Raw genomic sequence first — 15,780 nt, 5'->3', positions numbered from 1 at the left:
TTTTACCGAGATGTCGGGGCGAGCCTTGGGAGCAATCGACGAGCTGTGGCGCTACGACGGCCGCCGGGCCGTGGTGACCGGATGCGCTTCGGGCATCGGCGAATACGTGGTGCGCCAGCTCACCGACCTGGGGGCCGACGTCGTCGGGCTGGACAAGCGCCGGCCCGACTTCGCTGTCAACGCGTTCCATGAGGTCGACCTCGCCGATCCGGCGTCGATCGATCGCGCGGTGGCGTCCCTCGACGGGCCGGTCGACGCGCTGTTCAATATCGCCGGGGTCTCCTCCGGCGTCGGCAACCCGAAGCTGATCGTCACGATCAACTTCTTGGGATTACGCCACGTCACCGAGGCGCTCATCCCGAAGATGACCGCGGGGTCATCCATCGTCAGCGTGTCCTCGCTCGCGGCGGCCGCCTACCGTGAACACCTGCGCGAGGTGGCGCCGTTGCTCGACACCGCGACCATGCCCGAGGGCATCGAGTGGTGCGACCGACACCCCGATGCGCTGGGCACCGGCTACCAGCTGTCCAAGGAAGCCATCATCCTCTACACCATGCGCAGTGCCACGCCGCTGGGCGCCCGAGGGATCCGCATCAACTGCACGGGGCCGGGGGTCACAGAGACGCCGATCCTGGACCAGCTGCGCTCGGCATACGGGCAGGGCTTCCTCGACGACATCCCCAAGCCGCTGGGTCGTGTTTCCGAGCCCGCCGAGCAGGCGGCGGTGCTGCTCTTCCTGAATAGCCGTGCGGCCAGTTATATTTCGGGTCAGGTTGTGTGGGTCGACGGCGGAAACGTGGGCGCCGCAATAGCTCGTGAACTCGAGGAAGGGCGTACTTCGTGGCCAGTGTGACCGACTTTCGCCGGGCCGCTCGCGATGTCAGCAACTGGGGCCGCTGGGGCGACGACGACGAGCTCGGCACGCTGAACTTCATCACCGAGGAAAAGATCGCTCAGGCCGCCGGCCTGGTCCGGCATGGCAAGGTGTTTCCGCTCGGCGTGGACTTCGGCTCGTCGGGACCGCAGGGCGCCTTCGGTTTTCGGCACAACCCCATCCATGTGATGACCGTGGACGGCGGTGACGCGAACACGCTGGCCCAGTACGGCCCCGGCTGGGACCGGAATCCGACGGCGGCGCAGATGGGCCCGTACTTCGTCGACAACCTCTTCCGGTTCAACGACGACATGATCATCATGCCGCTGCAGGCGGCCACCCAGTGGGATGCGCTGTCGCACGTCTATTACGACGACCTGCTCTACAACGGGATCCCGGCGGGCTCGGTGACCAGCCTGGGCGCCCGCCGCCTCGGCATCGAGAAGGTGGACGGGAAGGGCATCACCTCCCGCGGCGTGCTGCTGGACCTGGTGCGCCATCGCGGCGCGGAGGTCTTCCTGGAGCACGGAAACCCGATCACTCCCGAGGAATTGGACGACGTCGTTCGCTCCCAAGGCGTGACGATCGGGCGCGGCGACATCGTGTTGATCCGGACCGGTTGGTGGGCAAGGTATCTGGACACCGGCAACAAGACCGAACCCTATTCGGGACTGGACTGGCGATGCGCCCAGTGGCTGCACGATCACGAGGTTGCGGCGGTCGCGTCCGACAACCTCCAGGTCGAAGACCCGGTGTCCGGGGTCGACGGCGTGTTCTTGCCCTTCCACCTGCTGACCCTGCGCGACATGGGGCTGATGCTCGGCGAGTATTGGGACCTCACCGCCCTGGCGGCCGATTGCGCCGCCGACGGCGTCTACGAGTTTCAGCTCATCGCTCCGCCGCTGAGATTCGTTGGGGCCGTGGGATCCCCGGTGAACCCGATAGCGATCAAGTGATGCAGATTAGGCGCAAGACCATATCGGTCGACGGCCTGGCGACCAGCTACCTGGAAGCCGGCGAAGGCGATCCGGTGGTGTTGCTGCACGGCGGCGAGTTCGGCGCCGGCGCCGAACTCGGCTGGGAACGCAACATCGCCGCCCTCGCGGCGCGGTACCGGGTTCTCGCTCCGGACCAGCTGGGCTTCGGGCAGTCGGCCAAGGTGATCGACTTCGTCGACGGGCGCGGCATGCGGATCCGGCACATCGCCCGGTTTTGCGAATTGGTCGGCGCCGACTCGGCACACTTCGTCGGCAATTCGATGGGCGCCATCAACCTCCTCACCGACAGCACGTCGGAGACGCCGCTGCTGCCGGTCCGTAGCCTGGTGATCATCTGCGGCGGCGGCGAGATCCAGCAGAACCAGTACTTCGAGGCGCTGCAGAACTATGACGCCACGTTGCCGGCCATGCGCCGCATCGTCGAAGCGCTGTTCTCCGACCCGGCCTATGCCGCCGACGAGGAGTACGTGCGACGCCGCCACGAGTCGAGCACCGCACCCGGGGCGTGGGAGGCCATCGCCGCGGCCCGGTTCCGCCGCCCCGGGGCCGCCCCGTCCTCGACCCCATCCAGCGCGCGCGCCTACGAATGCATCGGCGTGCCAACACTTGTCATCGAGGGCGGCGACGACAAGCTGTTACCCGGCGGCTGGGCCGCCCAGATCGCCAAGCAGATCGACGGAGCCCGTTCGGTGGTCGTCGACAAGGCCGGGCACTGCCCCCAGATCGAGCAGCCGTCGGCGGTCAACCAGTTGCTGACGGATTTTCTGGGTGGCCTCTGAATCGTCAGAAGACGTAATCCAGTCGGGTCTCCATCCCGGCGACCTGGTGATAGGTGTTGTGGCAGTGCATCAGCCACGTGCCGGGGTTATCGGCAACGAGGACGGCGGCGAGCTTCTGCTTGGGCAGCACGATGACGGTGTCCTTGCGGGCGCCCGGGCTCCCGTCCGGTTTGATCACCTGGAACGTGTGCCCGTGCAGGTGAATTGGGTGATACATCGTCGTGGTGTTGTCGAACGTGATGGTGGGCCGCTGACCCTGTTGCACGCGCAGCGGGCTCGTCTTGCCGTAGGGCTGCCCATTGATCGTCCAGTTGTACTGCATCATGTTGCCGCCCAACACGACCGGAAGATTGAGGTTCGGGTCAAGGCGGCCCAGGTTGACCGGCGTTGTGGCGGTGAACATTTCGACGGTGCCCACGCGCTTGGTGAGTTCGCCCGGCTGCAACTGCGGATCGGGCGGGCTGCCCACGCCCGTGGACAGCAATGCCCGCGCCAGAGCGTTCTTGCCTTCCGCGACGGCGACCAGTGGGAAGACACCGTCCGCGGCGGTCACCGTGACGTCGTAGCGTTCGGCCATGCCGATGAGCAGCGCATCGACCTGAGCGGGCACCACGGGGTAGCCGTCGGTATGCGTCACCGTCATCGAATGGCCGGCCAGCGCCACCCGGAAGGTGGTGTCGGAGGCGGCGTTGATGAAACGGATGCGTATCCGTTCACCGGGCTTCGCATCGAACGTCATGGGGGAAGCGGGAATTCGCCCATTGATCAGGTAGTAGGGATAGGCGATGTCTCCGGCGTCGCCTCCGAGGAGGTCGCTGCTGCCGGCGCTTCCCGCGGACGGCGCGGGACCGCCGGACGCCGGACTCGACGAGGTCGTCGGGCTGGTCGACGTCGTCTCGGTCGTGCTCGTTTCCGTCGGCGTGGTGGTCGGGGTCGTCTCGGACGTGGTGGGCATGGGCGACTTGTTCGGGTTGCTCAGTTCGCTGTAGAGCTGTTGCGGACTCTTCCCGGCGCCGTCGGTCCAATCGTCAAGGACGACGATCCATTCGGCGTCGTAGTTGCCCTCGGTCGGGTCGTCGACGATGACCGGCAGGTATAGCCCGGTGTCCCCGTCCAGGCCGGTGTGGGGATGTGCCCAGTACGTGCCCGAATTGGGCACGGAGAACCGGTAAGTGAAGTCGTGGCCGGCCGCGATGTTGGGCGTCGCGGGCTCGGCGCCGTCCATGTCGTTGCGCATGGCGATGCCGTGCCAATGCACCGACGTCGGATGATCGAGCCGGTTTTTCACCGTCACCACGACTTCGTCGCCGATGCTGGCGCGGATCACCGGACCGGGGATGGAGTTCCCGAAGGCGAGCGTGCGGACGACCGGTCCGCCCAGGTCGATCTGGGCCTGCTGGGACGTCAGGGTGGCGGTGACGGTGCGGCCGCTGTGCGGCCGGGCGGCCTCGGCCGCATCGATGGCGGCGGCCATCCGGGCGTTGCCCGACGGCTCGGGTTGGGATTGGCTGCACGCCGTCAGCGCCAATCCGCCGGCGATGCCCGCGGCCATGAAACCGCGCCTGGTGAGCCGAGTGTCGAAGGGGATGTCGCTGGTGGGTTGCACGGGCAATCAATGCTCCTCGTCTTTGCGCAACTACCCACCGTAGAGCGAAGGCCGACGAAATGTCCGCAGCAACTCGACGTTGGCCGCCGTGGGGTCAAACCGCGGCGCCGCCGCCGTCGACGTGCAGGGTCGAACCGGTGACGAAACTGGAGCGGGGGGAGCTCAGGAAGAGCACCGCTTCGGCGATCTCGGACGGCTTACTTGGCGTTGCTGGGCACCTGCGCAGCCAGCCAGTCGCCGAACCGGGTGGGGTAGAGGGTCACTTCCTCGCCCTCGACGGGAACGATCATGCGCTCGTCGAGCACCGCGCCGTAATACTGCGCATCCGGATCGGTCACCACCCGGCGGGCATCGCCGGTCGCGGCGAACCGGGTCCGGATGAAGTCGTCCATGCCCTGCTTTTCGGGTCCGGCGATGTTGATCACCCCGTTGACCGGCTCACTGATCGCGGCGCGGGCGACGGCCGTGGCCACATCCACGGCCGCGATCGGCTGGAATGCCCCATGCGGCGCGCGGACCGTGTCACCGTCGGTCATCGAATCGGCTATGCCCTCAACGAATTCGAAGAATTGCGTCGCGCGCACGATCGTGTAGGGAGACCCGGATTCCACGATCACCTTTTCTTGGGCGATCTTGGCCCGCATGTATCCACTCGCGGCCGCCCGGTCGGCTCCGACGATCGAGAGCGCGACGTGATGCTGCACGCCGGCGGCCCGCTCCGCCTCGAGAAGGTTGCGGGTAGAAGTGGTGAAGAAGTTCAGCACATCGTCATCGGCCCAAGACGGCGAATTGGAGACGTCCCCCACCGCGTGGACGCCCGCGACGGCCTCGGCAACGCCCTCACCGGTCACGGTGTTGACGCCCGTGCTCGGTGACGCCGGGATCGCTTCGTGTCCCTGCTCGGTGAGCATGGTGACCACCTGTGATCCGATCAGCCCACTGCCGCCGATTACCAAAACCTTCATGATCACGCCTTCCAAGCTTCCCGACGAATTGGCCTCTTCAGCATGGCCCGCGCACCAGTCCGTGGGAACCCTGGAAAGTCCGTAGTCATGCCGAACTCAGGGGCCGAATTCCTTGGTCATACCCCGCAGTTGTCGACGCGAGGTGATGCCGAGCTTGGCGAACACGCGCATTTCGCGCGCCGGCCGGACACCGGGCCCTGCGCGGTCTTAAATCAACTGCTTGACTTAACGCTTGCGGCCCCGATTAACTCGTCAGGTGGTTAACGAACTTGACGGCAAGGTCGCCATCGTCACCGGCGGCGCGTCCGGCATAGGCCGGGGTCTCGTGGAGCGGTTCGTGGCGGAGGGGGCGCGGGTCGTCATCGCCGACGTCGAGAGCGACCGTGGGGAGGCGCTGGCGACGTCGCTGGGTGCCACTGCCGTATTCCAGCGGACGGACGTCTCCGAGCCCGAAGAGGTGGGGGCGCTGGTTTCCTGCGCGGTCGCGAAGTTCGGCGGCCTGGACGTGATGGTGAACAACGCCGGGGTCTCGAGCCCCCTGCGGAAGTTGCTCGACGACGACCTTGCCGACTTCCACCGGGTGATGGGGGTCAACGTGCTGGGCGTGATGGCGGGCACCCGGGATGCCGCGCGGCACATGGCCGAACATGGCGGTGGATCCATCATCAACATCACCTCGATCGGCGGGATCCAGGCCGGCGGCGGCGTGATGACCTACCGCGCGTCCAAGGCGGCGGTCATCCAGTTCACCAAGTCCGCCGCAATTGAGTTGGCATACCACGAGATTCGGGTCAACGCGATCGCACCGGGCAGCATCCCCACACCGATCTTGGGGAAGTCGGCGGCCGGCATGGACCCCGAACAGCTCCAGCAGTTCGAGGCGCGGATCCGCCAGGGGATGCGCGATGACCGCCCGCTGAAGCGCGACGGCACGCCCGATGACGTCGCCGAGGCCGCACTGTATTTCGCCACCGACCGGTCGCGTTACGTCACCGGGACCGTGCTGCCCGTGGACGGCGGAACGGTGGCGGGCAAGGTCATTCGGCCCAAGCGGCAAGGCTAGAGCGCCGGCCCCGACCGTGACGATGCGGTCACGTTCGGTCGCCAGCGTGACGTTGTTGTCACGTTCGGGCGTCGGCGGGACGTCGTGTTCGGCACCCGCGTCCACGGGCGTCGGATCAAGGGCCCCGCGGATTTAAATCAATCGCTTGACTTAAAGCGTCCCGCGCGGTTGACTAGGCCGATGACCACCGTCGGCCGGACCGTGCGCACCGAGCGGGCCAGCTCCACCCAAGAGGCGATCTTGGTGGCAGCCGAGCGGCTCTACGCCGAGCACGGCATGTTCGCGGTGTCCAACCGGCAAGTCAGCGAGGCCGCCGGCCAGGGCAACAACGCCGCGGTCGGTTACCACTTCGGCACCAAGGCCGACCTGGTGCGCGCGATCGAGCACAAGCACCGCGGGCCCGTCGAGCAGCTCCGTGAGCAGATGGTCGCCGAGCTGCTCGGCTCGGGTGCCGACGACGGCCGGGACGCCGAACTGCGCAACTGGGTGGCCTGTCTGGTGCGTCCGCTCACCGATCACCTCGAGGAGCTTGGAAATCCCACCTGGTACGCGCGGTTCGCGGCGCAGGCGATGACCGACCCCGCGTACTACAACATCATCGTCAAGGGCGCGCTGAGCTCCCCGTCGCTGGTTCAGGTCGTCGAAGGCATCAACCGCTGTCTGCCCGAATTGCCGACCGAAGTGCACTTCGAGCGCAACATCATGGCCCGAAACCTGTTGATGCACACCTGCGCGGACCGCGAACGCGCGCTTGCCGCAGGCGCATTGACGTCCCATCGTTCATGGCGGGCTGCGGCGTCCGGACTTATCGACGCGATCGTGGGCCTGTGGCTGGCGCCTGTGACGGCGGACGAGTGAGGGGCTGGAAGATGAAAGTGACTGTCGACCAGGACGTTTGCGCTTCTTCGGGGAACTGCGTCATGAATGCGCCCGACGTGTTCGACCAGCGCGACGACGACGGCGTGGTCGTTTTACTCAATCCCAGTCCGACGGCCGAGCAGGCCGAGGGCGCGCGGCGGGCGGCGGCAGCCTGCCCCGCCCTGGCTATCCACGTTGAAGAATGAAATACGGCGAGGAATAGAGATGTCAGACATTCTGACGAGCACCACAACAGAGCAGACCGCCGACATTCCGGACTATCCGATGGCCAGGGAGCCGCGCTGCCCGTTCGCCCCGCCGCCGGACGTCATGGCACTGGCCGAGTCCCGGCCGCTGTCCCGGGTGCGGATCTGGGATGGCAGTACGCCGTGGCTCATCACCGGCTACGAGCAAGTGCGCGAGCTGTTCTCGGATTCGCGGGTCAGCGTCGACGACCGGGTGCCCGGCTTCCCGCACTGGAACGAAGGCATGTTGTCGACCGTGCACAAGCGGCCCCGGTCGGTGTTCACCTCCGACGGCGAGGAGCACACCCGGTTTAGGCGGATGCTGTCCAAGCCCTTCACGTTCCGGCGGGTGGAGGGTCTGCGGCCGACGATCCAGCAGATCACCGACGACCACATCGATACGATGCTGGCCGGTCCGCAGCCCGCGGATGTCGTTGGCGCCATTGCCCTTCCGGTTCCGTCGCTGGTCATCAGCCAAATGCTCGGGGTGCCCTACGAGGACGCCGAGATGTTCCAGCACCACGCCAATGTCGGCCTCGCGCGCTTCGCCGCCGCCGAGGACACCATGAAGGGTGCGATGAGCCTGCACAAGTACCTGGCTCAGCTGGTCGAAGCCAAGATGGAAAACCCCGCCGAGGACGCGGTTTCCGATCTCGCCGAGCGAGTCAAGGCCGGCGAACTCAGCGTCAAGGAAGCCGCACAGCTCGGCACCGGATTGCTGATCGCCGGGCACGAGACGACCGCGAACATGATCGGGCTCGGAGTGCTTGCGCTGCTGGAGAATCCGGACCAGGCCGCCGTCATCCGCGACGCCGAGGACCCGAAGATTCTCGCCAACGCGGTGGAGGAATTGCTGCGCTACCTCAGCATCATCCAAAACGGACAGCGTCGCGTCGCTTTGGAAGACATCCATGTCGGTGGTGAGACCATCCGCGCGAACGAAGGCATCATCATCGACCTGGCACCGGCCAACTGGGACGCGCAGGCGTTCGCCGAACCCGATCGCCTGTACCTGCATCGCTCTGGAGCCGATCGCAATGTCGCCTTCGGCTATGGCCGCCACCAGTGCGTGGGTCAGCAACTGGCGCGGGCGGAACTGCAGATCGTGTTCCAGACCCTGCTCCGCCGCATCCCCACCATGGCTCTGGCGGTGCCGATCGAAGAAGTCCCGTTCAAGCATGACCGCCTCGCCTACGGCGTCTACGAACTGCCGGTGACCTGGTAGCCCAGCTCGCTACTGTGAAAAAACTGCGGATCGACAATGGAGGGTCAACGATGACGACTCAAACAAGCACGCTCTACCCGCCCGGAGGTTATGGCGCCCCGAAGGACCGACGTGGCCACGCCGCCGGCAGCGATGTGGGCCTGCCCCCGGGGACCGTCGTCTTCTCGGCCGACAACCACATCTCGCTGGCGGATGACATCTTCTACCAACGCTTCCCGGATGACCTGAAGGACAAGGCGCCGCGGATCTGGTATGAGGAGGGCGCCTACCAGGTCGGGCGCAAGGGGCAGTCGTTCCTGCCGGGCGATTTCAGCGCGGTCCTGATGCAGTACGACGACCTGCCCGGCGCCGCCAGCACCAACATCGAGGCCCGGATCCAGGAATTGCACGACGACGGGGTCGAGAAGGAACTGGCCTTTCCCAACGCGGTGCTGGCACTGTTCCACTACCCGGACAAGCAACTTCGCGAGCTTGCCTTCCGTATCTACAACGAATACATCGCTGAGTTGCAGGAGCGCTCGGGCGGCCACTTCTACGGGGCCGGCCTGATCAACTGGTGGGACCCACAGGGGACCCGCAAGACCCTCGAAGAGTTGAAGTCCTTGGGGCTCAAGACGTTCCTACTGCCGCTCAACCCGGGCAAGGACGACGAGGGCAACATCATCGACTACGGCAGCACCGCGATGAAACCGGTCTGGGACGAGATCGAGGCCGCCGGCCTGCCGGTGACCCACCACATCGGCGAGACCCCGCCGAAGACCCCGTGTCAGTTCAACAGTGTGGTGGTCGGCATGATGATCAACGTCGACGGATTCCGCGAGCAGTTCGCCAAGTATCTCTTCACCGGAATTCTCGACGATCATCCCGGGCTGCGGATCGGCTGGTTCGAGGGCGGAATCGCCTGGGTGCCATGGGCTTTGCAGGACGCCGAGCACCTGGTCGCGTCCTATCAGCACATGTTCAACCGGCCGCTGCAGCACGATGTGCGCTACTACTGGGACACCCACATGAGCGCGTCGTTCATGGTCGACCCCCTGGGCCTGCAACTGATCGACCAGATCGGGGTGGACAGGGTGATGTGGTCCAGCGACTACCCGCACAACGAAAGCACCTATGGCTACTCGGAGAAGTCGCTGAAGGCCGTTGTCGACGCCGTCGGTCCGGCGAACGCCAAGAAGATCGTCAGCGACAACATCACAACGTTCCTGGGCCTGTAGTGAAGACGCTCGCACACCTGGGGACCAGCAGAGGCAACGGGCTGGTGATTCCCGAAACACCCGACCTGGCCCGCCTGCGCCGCGAGACGGGAGCCCGGCTGCGGTCGGCGATGGCCGAACGCGGGGTCGACGCGATGATCCTGCTCGGCAACAACGCCGTCGTCTACGCCACGGGCGCAAGTTGGCCACTGGGCGACGCCGGGCTGTCCTATGTCGAGCGTCCGGTGGCCGTGGTGCTCGCCGACGACGAGTGGCCGCACCTGTTCCTCCCGTTCCGGGAGGGCGCCTCGCAGGAGTCGGATCTGCCCGCCGACCACCTGCACGGGCCGGTCTATCTCGAATTCGACGAGGGGGTGGCCCATTTCGCGCGGACGATCGCCGGGCTGATCCCGGCCAAAGCGGTGGTGGCGGTCGACGAGTGCACGGGGGCGATGTCGCGCGCCGCGAACGCCTTGTTCCCGAACGGGGCCCCGGTCGACGCCGCGGCCATCGTCAGCGCGGCCAAGTCGGTCAAGACCCCGGATGAGTTGTCGTGCATGCGCACCGCCATCCGGATCACCGACGAGGCCATGGTCGAGGTGCAGAAGCGGCTGGCGCCCGGGATACGTCAGATCGATTTGTCGGCAAGCTTTTTGCGCCGTGCCTTCGAGCTGGGTGCCACGGCCAGCATGCTCGAACCGATCTGGCAGGTGATGCCGCCGAGCAAGGCCGAGGGCGTGTGGACCACGCACGGCGACCTGGCGCTGCCGCTGCTGAGCACCGAGCGCGAGCTGGCCGAGGGCGACGTGCTGTGGACCGACGTCAGCATCACCTACCAGGGCTACTGCTCCGACTTCGGGCGTACCTGGATCGTCGGGCGGGACCCCTCCCCGCGCCAACAGGCGCAGTTCGACACCTGGTTCGAGATCATGTCCGCCGTCCTGGGGGTCGCCAAGGCCGGCGCCACCGCGGCGGATCTCGGCCGGGCCGCGATCCAGGCCAACGGCGGCAGCAAGCCCTGGCTGCCGCACTTCTACCTGGGCCACGGGATCGGTGTCAACGCCGCCGAAATGCCCATGATCGGAACGGATCTCGGACAGGAGTTCGACGAGAACTTCGTCCTGCAACCCGGGATGGTGCTGGTCCTGGAGCCCGTCGTGTGGGAGGACGGCACCGGAGGCTACCGCAGCGAAGAGGTCCTGGTGATTACCGAGGAAGGCTGGATCCGTTTGACCGACTACCCCTATGACCCCTATGGCAACTGAAGTCCTGCCCGATGAGCGCACGCTGCGCTCGGGGCGTCGCCAGCGGGCGCTCGACGAAATGGCGGCGCACGATCTCGATGTTCTGGTCCTGGGCCGGCAGGCCAATGTCCGTTACGTCACTGGTGCGCCGCAGTTGTGGGTCGCCGGCACCCGCCCCTTCGGTCCGACCTGTGTGGTGGTGCGTGAGACCGGCGCCGTGCACCTCCTCAGCACGTGGGACGAGGGTGTGCCCGACGACATCCCCCACGAGAATCTCTACGGCATCTCGTGGAACCCGATGAACACCATGTCGGCGCTGCAGCGCATCGACGGAGCGGCCAGTGCGCGGCGCGTCGGAACCGACGCGCTCTCACCGGTTTTCGCCCAGCTGCTGCCGACCGCATTCCCCAACGCACAGCTGGTCGACGGGGAGCTCGCGATGCGGGCCGCCCGCCGAGTCAAGACCGCCGAGGAGATCGCCGCGGTGCGGGAATCCGTCGCGGTGGCCGAATCGGCCCTGGCGGCCGCGGTCGAGGAGTTGCGGCCGGGGGTGAGCGAACAAGCGCTGGCCGGTGTGGTGTTGGAGGCCTCGGCGGCCGGCGGCGTGAGCACGCCGTCGAATCAAGACGTCGCGTGGGTGACCTCGCGCACGCACCCGTGGCGTCGCGCCCACGGTGACGGCCGCATCCAGGACGGCGATCTGGTGGCGTTTTCCGCCGGAGTCCTGGCCGGGGGCTACGTCGGCGAGGTGGGACGCACCTGGCCCGCCGGCAAGTCGCACGTGCCCGACGGCGCGGCGGCGCTCTACCGACGCTGGGACAGCCTGTGGGGCAGGTTGTTCGACGCCTGCCGGCCCGGCGCGGGGGCGGCCGAACTGTTGGCCGCCTACCGAGCCGCGGGGGAACCGGACCCACCGATGCCGGTGGCCCGCGGCCTGGGCATGGGGTTCGACCCTCCCGTCGTCTCCAAGCATCTGCCCGCCACCGCGGCCGACGAACGGTTGGAACCGGGGATGGTGCTTGCCGTGACGGGATATGTGTGGGAAGAGGGAGTCGGCGCGGTATTCGGGCGAGAAGCGGTCCTGATTACCGCCGACGGTTCGGAAGTGCTCACCGCGAGCCCGTTCTGGCGGCCCTAGCCATGCCGGACCCCGCGGAGTCGTCGGCCGAGGAGATGATCCGCTACGACAAGGACGCCACGACGCGGATCGCCACGATCACGTTCGACCGGCCGGATTAAGAAGGTCTTCTTCGAAATCATGAAGCAGTTCCAGGGCGAGTATCTCAGCAGCATGCTCAGCGGCGTCTTCGAATCGATGGGCGGCATGGTGCGCCCGGACGTCGGTGACGAACTGACGCTCGCTGACGCCATGAAGCGGGGTCTGGGCGATGCGGTCAAGGACAACGACGGCAGGTTCCCCGCCGACTGGCGCCTGAGCAAGAAAGCGAGCAAAAAAGCCAAAGCGAAGAAAAAGAACTCGTGACGCAACACCGGGTCGAACCGCCACTGACCGGCTACACGGTGATCGATCTGTCCACCGGCATAGCGGGCGCCTACTGCACCAAACTGCTCTCCGACGGCGGGGCTGATGTCGTGAAAGTCGAACCACCAGAAGGTGATCCGCTGCGCAGGTGGTCCGCCTCGAGTGCGTCCATCCCGGATGGCGGTGACGGTGCGCTGTTCAGCTTCCTGGCCGGCGCAAAGCGCAGCGTCGTCGCCGACTCCGCCGGCGACGACGACGCCGAGCTGCTGCACCGGTTATTGGCCTCCGCGGACGCGGTGGTCTGGTCTGCCGGTTCGGCAGTGGCCGAGCACCCGGCCTTTACGCCGCACGCCATCCATCGGCGGCACCCGCACCTGACCGTCACGGCGATCACGCCGTTCGGGCTGGAAGGTCCCTGGTGCGACCGCGCCGCAACCGAATTCACGCTGCAGGCCTGGTCGGGAGGAATCGTCGGGCTCGGCCGCGGCGAGCAGCAGCGCCCGCCCGTCTTCATCGGCGGTCAGGTCGGCGAGTACCTGGCCGGAGCCTATGCCAGCGCGGCCACCCTGGCGTCGCGTTGGCGCCGAATCGGCGGTGGGGCAGGAGAACTGCTGGACCTGTCGATGCTCGAGACCCAGATTTTGTGCCTCACCTATTATCCGGTGTCCTACTTCGAGGTGCTCGGGCGGCCGTGGCGAGACATGCGACGGCCGACGATACCGGGAGTGGCTCAGGCAAAAGACGGTTTGGTGGATCTCGGCTGCGGGACCGCGCAGCAGTGGTTCGACTTGTGCGCGATGGTCGGGCACCCGGAGTGGATCGATGAGGACTCGCCGCTGTCGATCACCGAGCTGGCCAACGTCTACGCCGAGGACATCTTCGACTGGGTGGCCCGCACCACCGTCGACGAAATCCGGGAACTGGCTACGGCGTTCCGTATCCCCAACGCCCCCATCGCCAACGGCGCGAACGTCGCGTCGTTCGACCAGTTCGTGCAACGCGGTTCGTTCGTCCGCAACCCGCGCGACGGCTTCCAGCAGCCGAGTCACCCCTACCGGATGCGGCCCGCGCAGTTGCGCGGCCCCCATCCGGCGCCACGGCTTGGGGAGCACACCGAGGATTACCGGGCCGCGGATCTGCCCGCCCGGCCGGCGCCGACCGGTGCCGCGAAATCGTTGCCGCTCACCGGCCTTCGGGTGTTGGACATGACGACGTTCTGGGCGGGACCCTGCGCCACGCACTTTCTGGCCATGCTCGGCGCCGAGGTCATCCATGTCGAATCCACCCGGCGCCCGGACGGCACGCGGCTGATCGCCGGCGTGCCGGTCACCGAGGAGCAATGGTGGGAGAGATCGCCCATCTTCGAGGCGCTGAACACCAACAAAAAGGGCCTGACGCTGGACCTGCAGAGCCCGCGCGGCAGGGAGTTGCTGCGCCGGCTCATCGCCACGTGCGACGTCGTCGTGGAAAACTTCACCCCCCGGGTGCTGGATCAGCTCGGCCTGGATTTCGCCACCGTTCAATCGATTCGGCCGGACGTGGTGATGGTGCGGATGCCCGGATTCGGTCTCGAAGGGCCATGGCGCGATAACCCCGCGTTCGCCTACGTCATCGAAGCCGCGTCCGGAGTCAGCTGGCTCACCGGCTACCCGGACCGCACACCGTATGACCCGTATTCGATCGGCGACCCATGCGCCGGTGTGCACGCGGCCAACGCGCTGCTGCTGGCGCTGGAGCACCGCCGCCGCACCGGCGAGGGCGTGTTCGTCGAAGCGGCGATGGTCGATGCGGCCCTGAGCATCTCCGCCGAGCAGGTCATCGAGCACTCGGCCTATGGGGCGCTGCTGGAGCGTGCGGGCAACCGCGGGCCGACGGCGGCGCCACAGAACCTCTACCTCAGCGCGGATATCGACGAATTCGGCCGGCTCGACAGCTGGGTCGCCATCGCCGTGGCCACCGACGATCAGTGGGCAAAACTGTGTCGCGCGATCGGATCACCCTCCTGGGCAACATCTCCCGAGCTGTCGACGCACGCCGGTCGGCGCGAGCACCACGACCTAATCGACGAACAACTCGCGGCGTGGTGCGAAGGCCGCACCCGCGACGAGATCGTCGCAACCCTCTGGGACGCCGGGGTGCCGGTGGCCAAGGTGATGCAACCGCATCGTCAAACCGAGTTGGAGCAGTTGGCGTTCCGGGGCTTCTTCGAAGAAGTCGACCACCCCGTCAACGGTCCGGCTAGGCTCAGCACCGTGCCGATGAGATGCTCAGCCGGGCCCAGCAGGTTCCACACCGAGCACGCGCCGCTGCTGGGACAGCACAACCACGAACTGCTGACCGGGCTCGGCTTGTCCGACGCGGAGATCGCCGGCCTGGAATCCGACGGTGTCATCGGCAGCGCGCCGGCGATGCACACGGCGGGCTGATCGAGGATGGCGATCGACCCCTCGAACATCCTGCTGACCGGCCACGTCGCGGTGGTGACCGGCGGGGGCGCGGGCATCGGCCGCGGCATCGCGGCCGGGATGGCCGCGTTCGGCGCACGGGTGGCGATCTGGGAGCGCGACCCGCAAACCTGCGCGCAGGCGGCCGAATCCATTGGCGCCCTGGGGATCGTCACCGATGTCCGGGACGGCGCCCAGGTGGATGGCGCGCTGGACCGCACCATCGCGGAGCTGGGCACACCGACGATTCTGGTGAACAACGCCGGCGGCGTGTTCTCCTCGCCGCTGCTGGAAACGAGCGAAAACGGTTGGGATGCGCTGTATCGCGCCAACCTGCGCCACGTCCTGCTGTGCAGCCAACGGGTTGCCCGGACGATGGTGTCGGAGGGCCTGCCCGGCAGCATCATCTCGCTGACCTCGATCGAGGGCGTACGAGCGGCGCCGGGCTACGCAGCCTACGCAGCCGCCAAGGCCGGCGTCATCAACTACACCAAGACCGCGGCACTGGAATTGGCGCCCCATGGGATCCGGGTCAACGCGATAGCCCCGGACATCACCCTCACCGAGGGGCTGGCGCAGCTGGGCGGGGAGGCCGCGACGAGTGCAATGCGCGACATGGTGCCGATGGGCCGTCCCGGCCACGTCGACGAAATCGCCAGTGCCGCAGTATTCTTGGCCTCGGACATGGCGGCCTATCTGACCGGGCAGACGCTGCACGTCGACGGCGGCACCCAGGCCTCCAGCGGGTGGTATCACGACCCGCGGACCGGCGACTACCGGCTGGGCCCGCCGAACTAGTG

General features: G+C 67.0%; 14 protein-coding genes and 2 pseudogenes. 13 read left to right on the top strand and 3 right to left on the bottom strand.

The window, feature by feature from the left end; genetic code table 11:
• The first annotated feature begins 25 nt into the window (after window positions 1–25).
• From JF781_RS19650 to JF781_RS19640, 3 genes are read left to right on the top strand one after another with little or no spacing between them, the layout of a single operon-like run.
• Entirely contained in the window at window positions 26–853 is an 828-nt protein-coding gene (locus JF781_RS19650) for a coniferyl-alcohol dehydrogenase (RefSeq protein WP_225329067.1), read from the top strand.
• On the top strand, window positions 841–1,830 hold the full coding sequence (locus tag JF781_RS19645; RefSeq protein ID WP_225329068.1) for a cyclase family protein: 990 nt from the start codon (window positions 841–843) through the stop codon (window positions 1,828–1,830). The genes JF781_RS19650 and JF781_RS19645 overlap by 13 nt, the downstream gene beginning before the upstream one ends.
• Window positions 1,830–2,651 carry an alpha/beta fold hydrolase gene (locus tag JF781_RS19640; protein WP_225329069.1) on the top strand — a complete coding sequence of 274 codons (822 nt, stop codon included), beginning with the start codon at window positions 1,830–1,832 and terminating at the stop codon, window positions 2,649–2,651. The genes JF781_RS19645 and JF781_RS19640 overlap by 1 nt, the downstream gene beginning before the upstream one ends.
• Before the next feature lie 4 nt (window positions 2,652–2,655).
• Here JF781_RS19640 and JF781_RS19635 read toward each other — a convergent pair whose 3' ends face one another.
• The 3 genes and pseudogenes from JF781_RS19635 to JF781_RS19625 form a co-directional block, all read right to left on the bottom strand.
• Window positions 2,656–4,263: a multicopper oxidase family protein gene (locus JF781_RS19635; RefSeq protein WP_374109721.1), complete on the bottom strand. Its 1,608-nt coding sequence runs from the start codon at window positions 4,261–4,263 to the stop codon at window positions 2,656–2,658.
• 88 nt (window positions 4,264–4,351) lie between these two features.
• A pseudogene (locus JF781_RS19630) lies at window positions 4,352–4,459 on the bottom strand (SDR family oxidoreductase); the annotation flags it as partial.
• A complete protein-coding gene (locus JF781_RS19625) occupies window positions 4,455–5,222 on the bottom strand; it encodes an SDR family oxidoreductase (protein ID WP_225329070.1) in 768 nt (255 codons plus the stop codon). The gene JF781_RS19625 and the pseudogene JF781_RS19630, both read right to left, overlap by 5 nt.
• Window positions 5,223–5,478: 256 nt before the next feature.
• Between JF781_RS19625 and JF781_RS19620 the strand changes: the two genes are divergently transcribed.
• From JF781_RS19620 to JF781_RS19575, 10 genes and pseudogenes are all read left to right on the top strand, one after another.
• Entirely contained in the window at window positions 5,479–6,285 is an 807-nt protein-coding gene (locus JF781_RS19620; RefSeq protein WP_225329071.1) for an SDR family NAD(P)-dependent oxidoreductase, read from the top strand.
• A gap of 180 nt (window positions 6,286–6,465) precedes the next feature.
• On the top strand, window positions 6,466–7,143 hold the full coding sequence (locus JF781_RS19615) for a TetR family transcriptional regulator (protein ID WP_225329072.1): 678 nt from the start codon (window positions 6,466–6,468) through the stop codon (window positions 7,141–7,143).
• A gap of 11 nt (window positions 7,144–7,154) precedes the next feature.
• A complete protein-coding gene (locus JF781_RS19610; RefSeq protein ID WP_225329073.1) occupies window positions 7,155–7,349 on the top strand; it encodes a ferredoxin in 195 nt (64 codons plus the stop codon).
• Window positions 7,350–7,368: 19 nt separating this feature from the next.
• Entirely contained in the window at window positions 7,369–8,613 is a 1,245-nt protein-coding gene (locus JF781_RS19605; RefSeq protein ID WP_225329074.1) for a cytochrome P450, read from the top strand.
• 50 nt (window positions 8,614–8,663) lie between these two features.
• On the top strand, window positions 8,664–9,830 hold the full coding sequence (locus JF781_RS19600) for an amidohydrolase family protein (protein WP_225329075.1): 1,167 nt from the start codon (window positions 8,664–8,666) through the stop codon (window positions 9,828–9,830).
• Window positions 9,830–11,074, top strand: a complete 1,245-nt coding sequence (locus JF781_RS19595) for a Xaa-Pro peptidase family protein (protein WP_225329076.1) — start codon at window positions 9,830–9,832, stop codon at window positions 11,072–11,074. The genes JF781_RS19600 and JF781_RS19595 overlap by 1 nt, the downstream gene beginning before the upstream one ends.
• Window positions 11,064–12,191: a Xaa-Pro peptidase family protein gene (locus tag JF781_RS19590; RefSeq protein WP_225329077.1), complete on the top strand. Its 1,128-nt coding sequence runs from the start codon at window positions 11,064–11,066 to the stop codon at window positions 12,189–12,191. Before JF781_RS19595 ends, JF781_RS19590 begins: the two co-directional genes overlap by 11 nt.
• 96 nt (window positions 12,192–12,287) lie before the next feature.
• Window positions 12,288–12,536: pseudogene (locus JF781_RS19585) on the top strand (enoyl-CoA hydratase/isomerase family protein); the annotation flags it as partial.
• Window positions 12,533–14,962 carry a CaiB/BaiF CoA-transferase family protein gene (locus tag JF781_RS19580; protein WP_225329079.1) on the top strand — a complete coding sequence of 810 codons (2,430 nt, stop codon included), beginning with the start codon at window positions 12,533–12,535 and terminating at the stop codon, window positions 14,960–14,962. The pseudogene JF781_RS19585 and the gene JF781_RS19580, both read left to right, overlap by 4 nt.
• A gap of 6 nt (window positions 14,963–14,968) precedes the next feature.
• The gene (locus JF781_RS19575) at window positions 14,969–15,778 is read left to right on the top strand and encodes an SDR family NAD(P)-dependent oxidoreductase (protein WP_225329080.1); all 810 of its coding nucleotides are present in this window, start codon (window positions 14,969–14,971) and stop codon (window positions 15,776–15,778) included.
• Window positions 15,779–15,780: the final 2 nt, after the last annotated feature.

This window comes from Mycobacterium sp. WUMAC-067 (assembly GCF_020217485.1).
GTDB lineage: Bacteria > Actinomycetota > Actinomycetes > Mycobacteriales > Mycobacteriaceae > Mycobacterium.
Note: the sequence above shows the minus strand (reverse complement) of the source record. Positions and strands in the feature narration are given on the sequence as shown.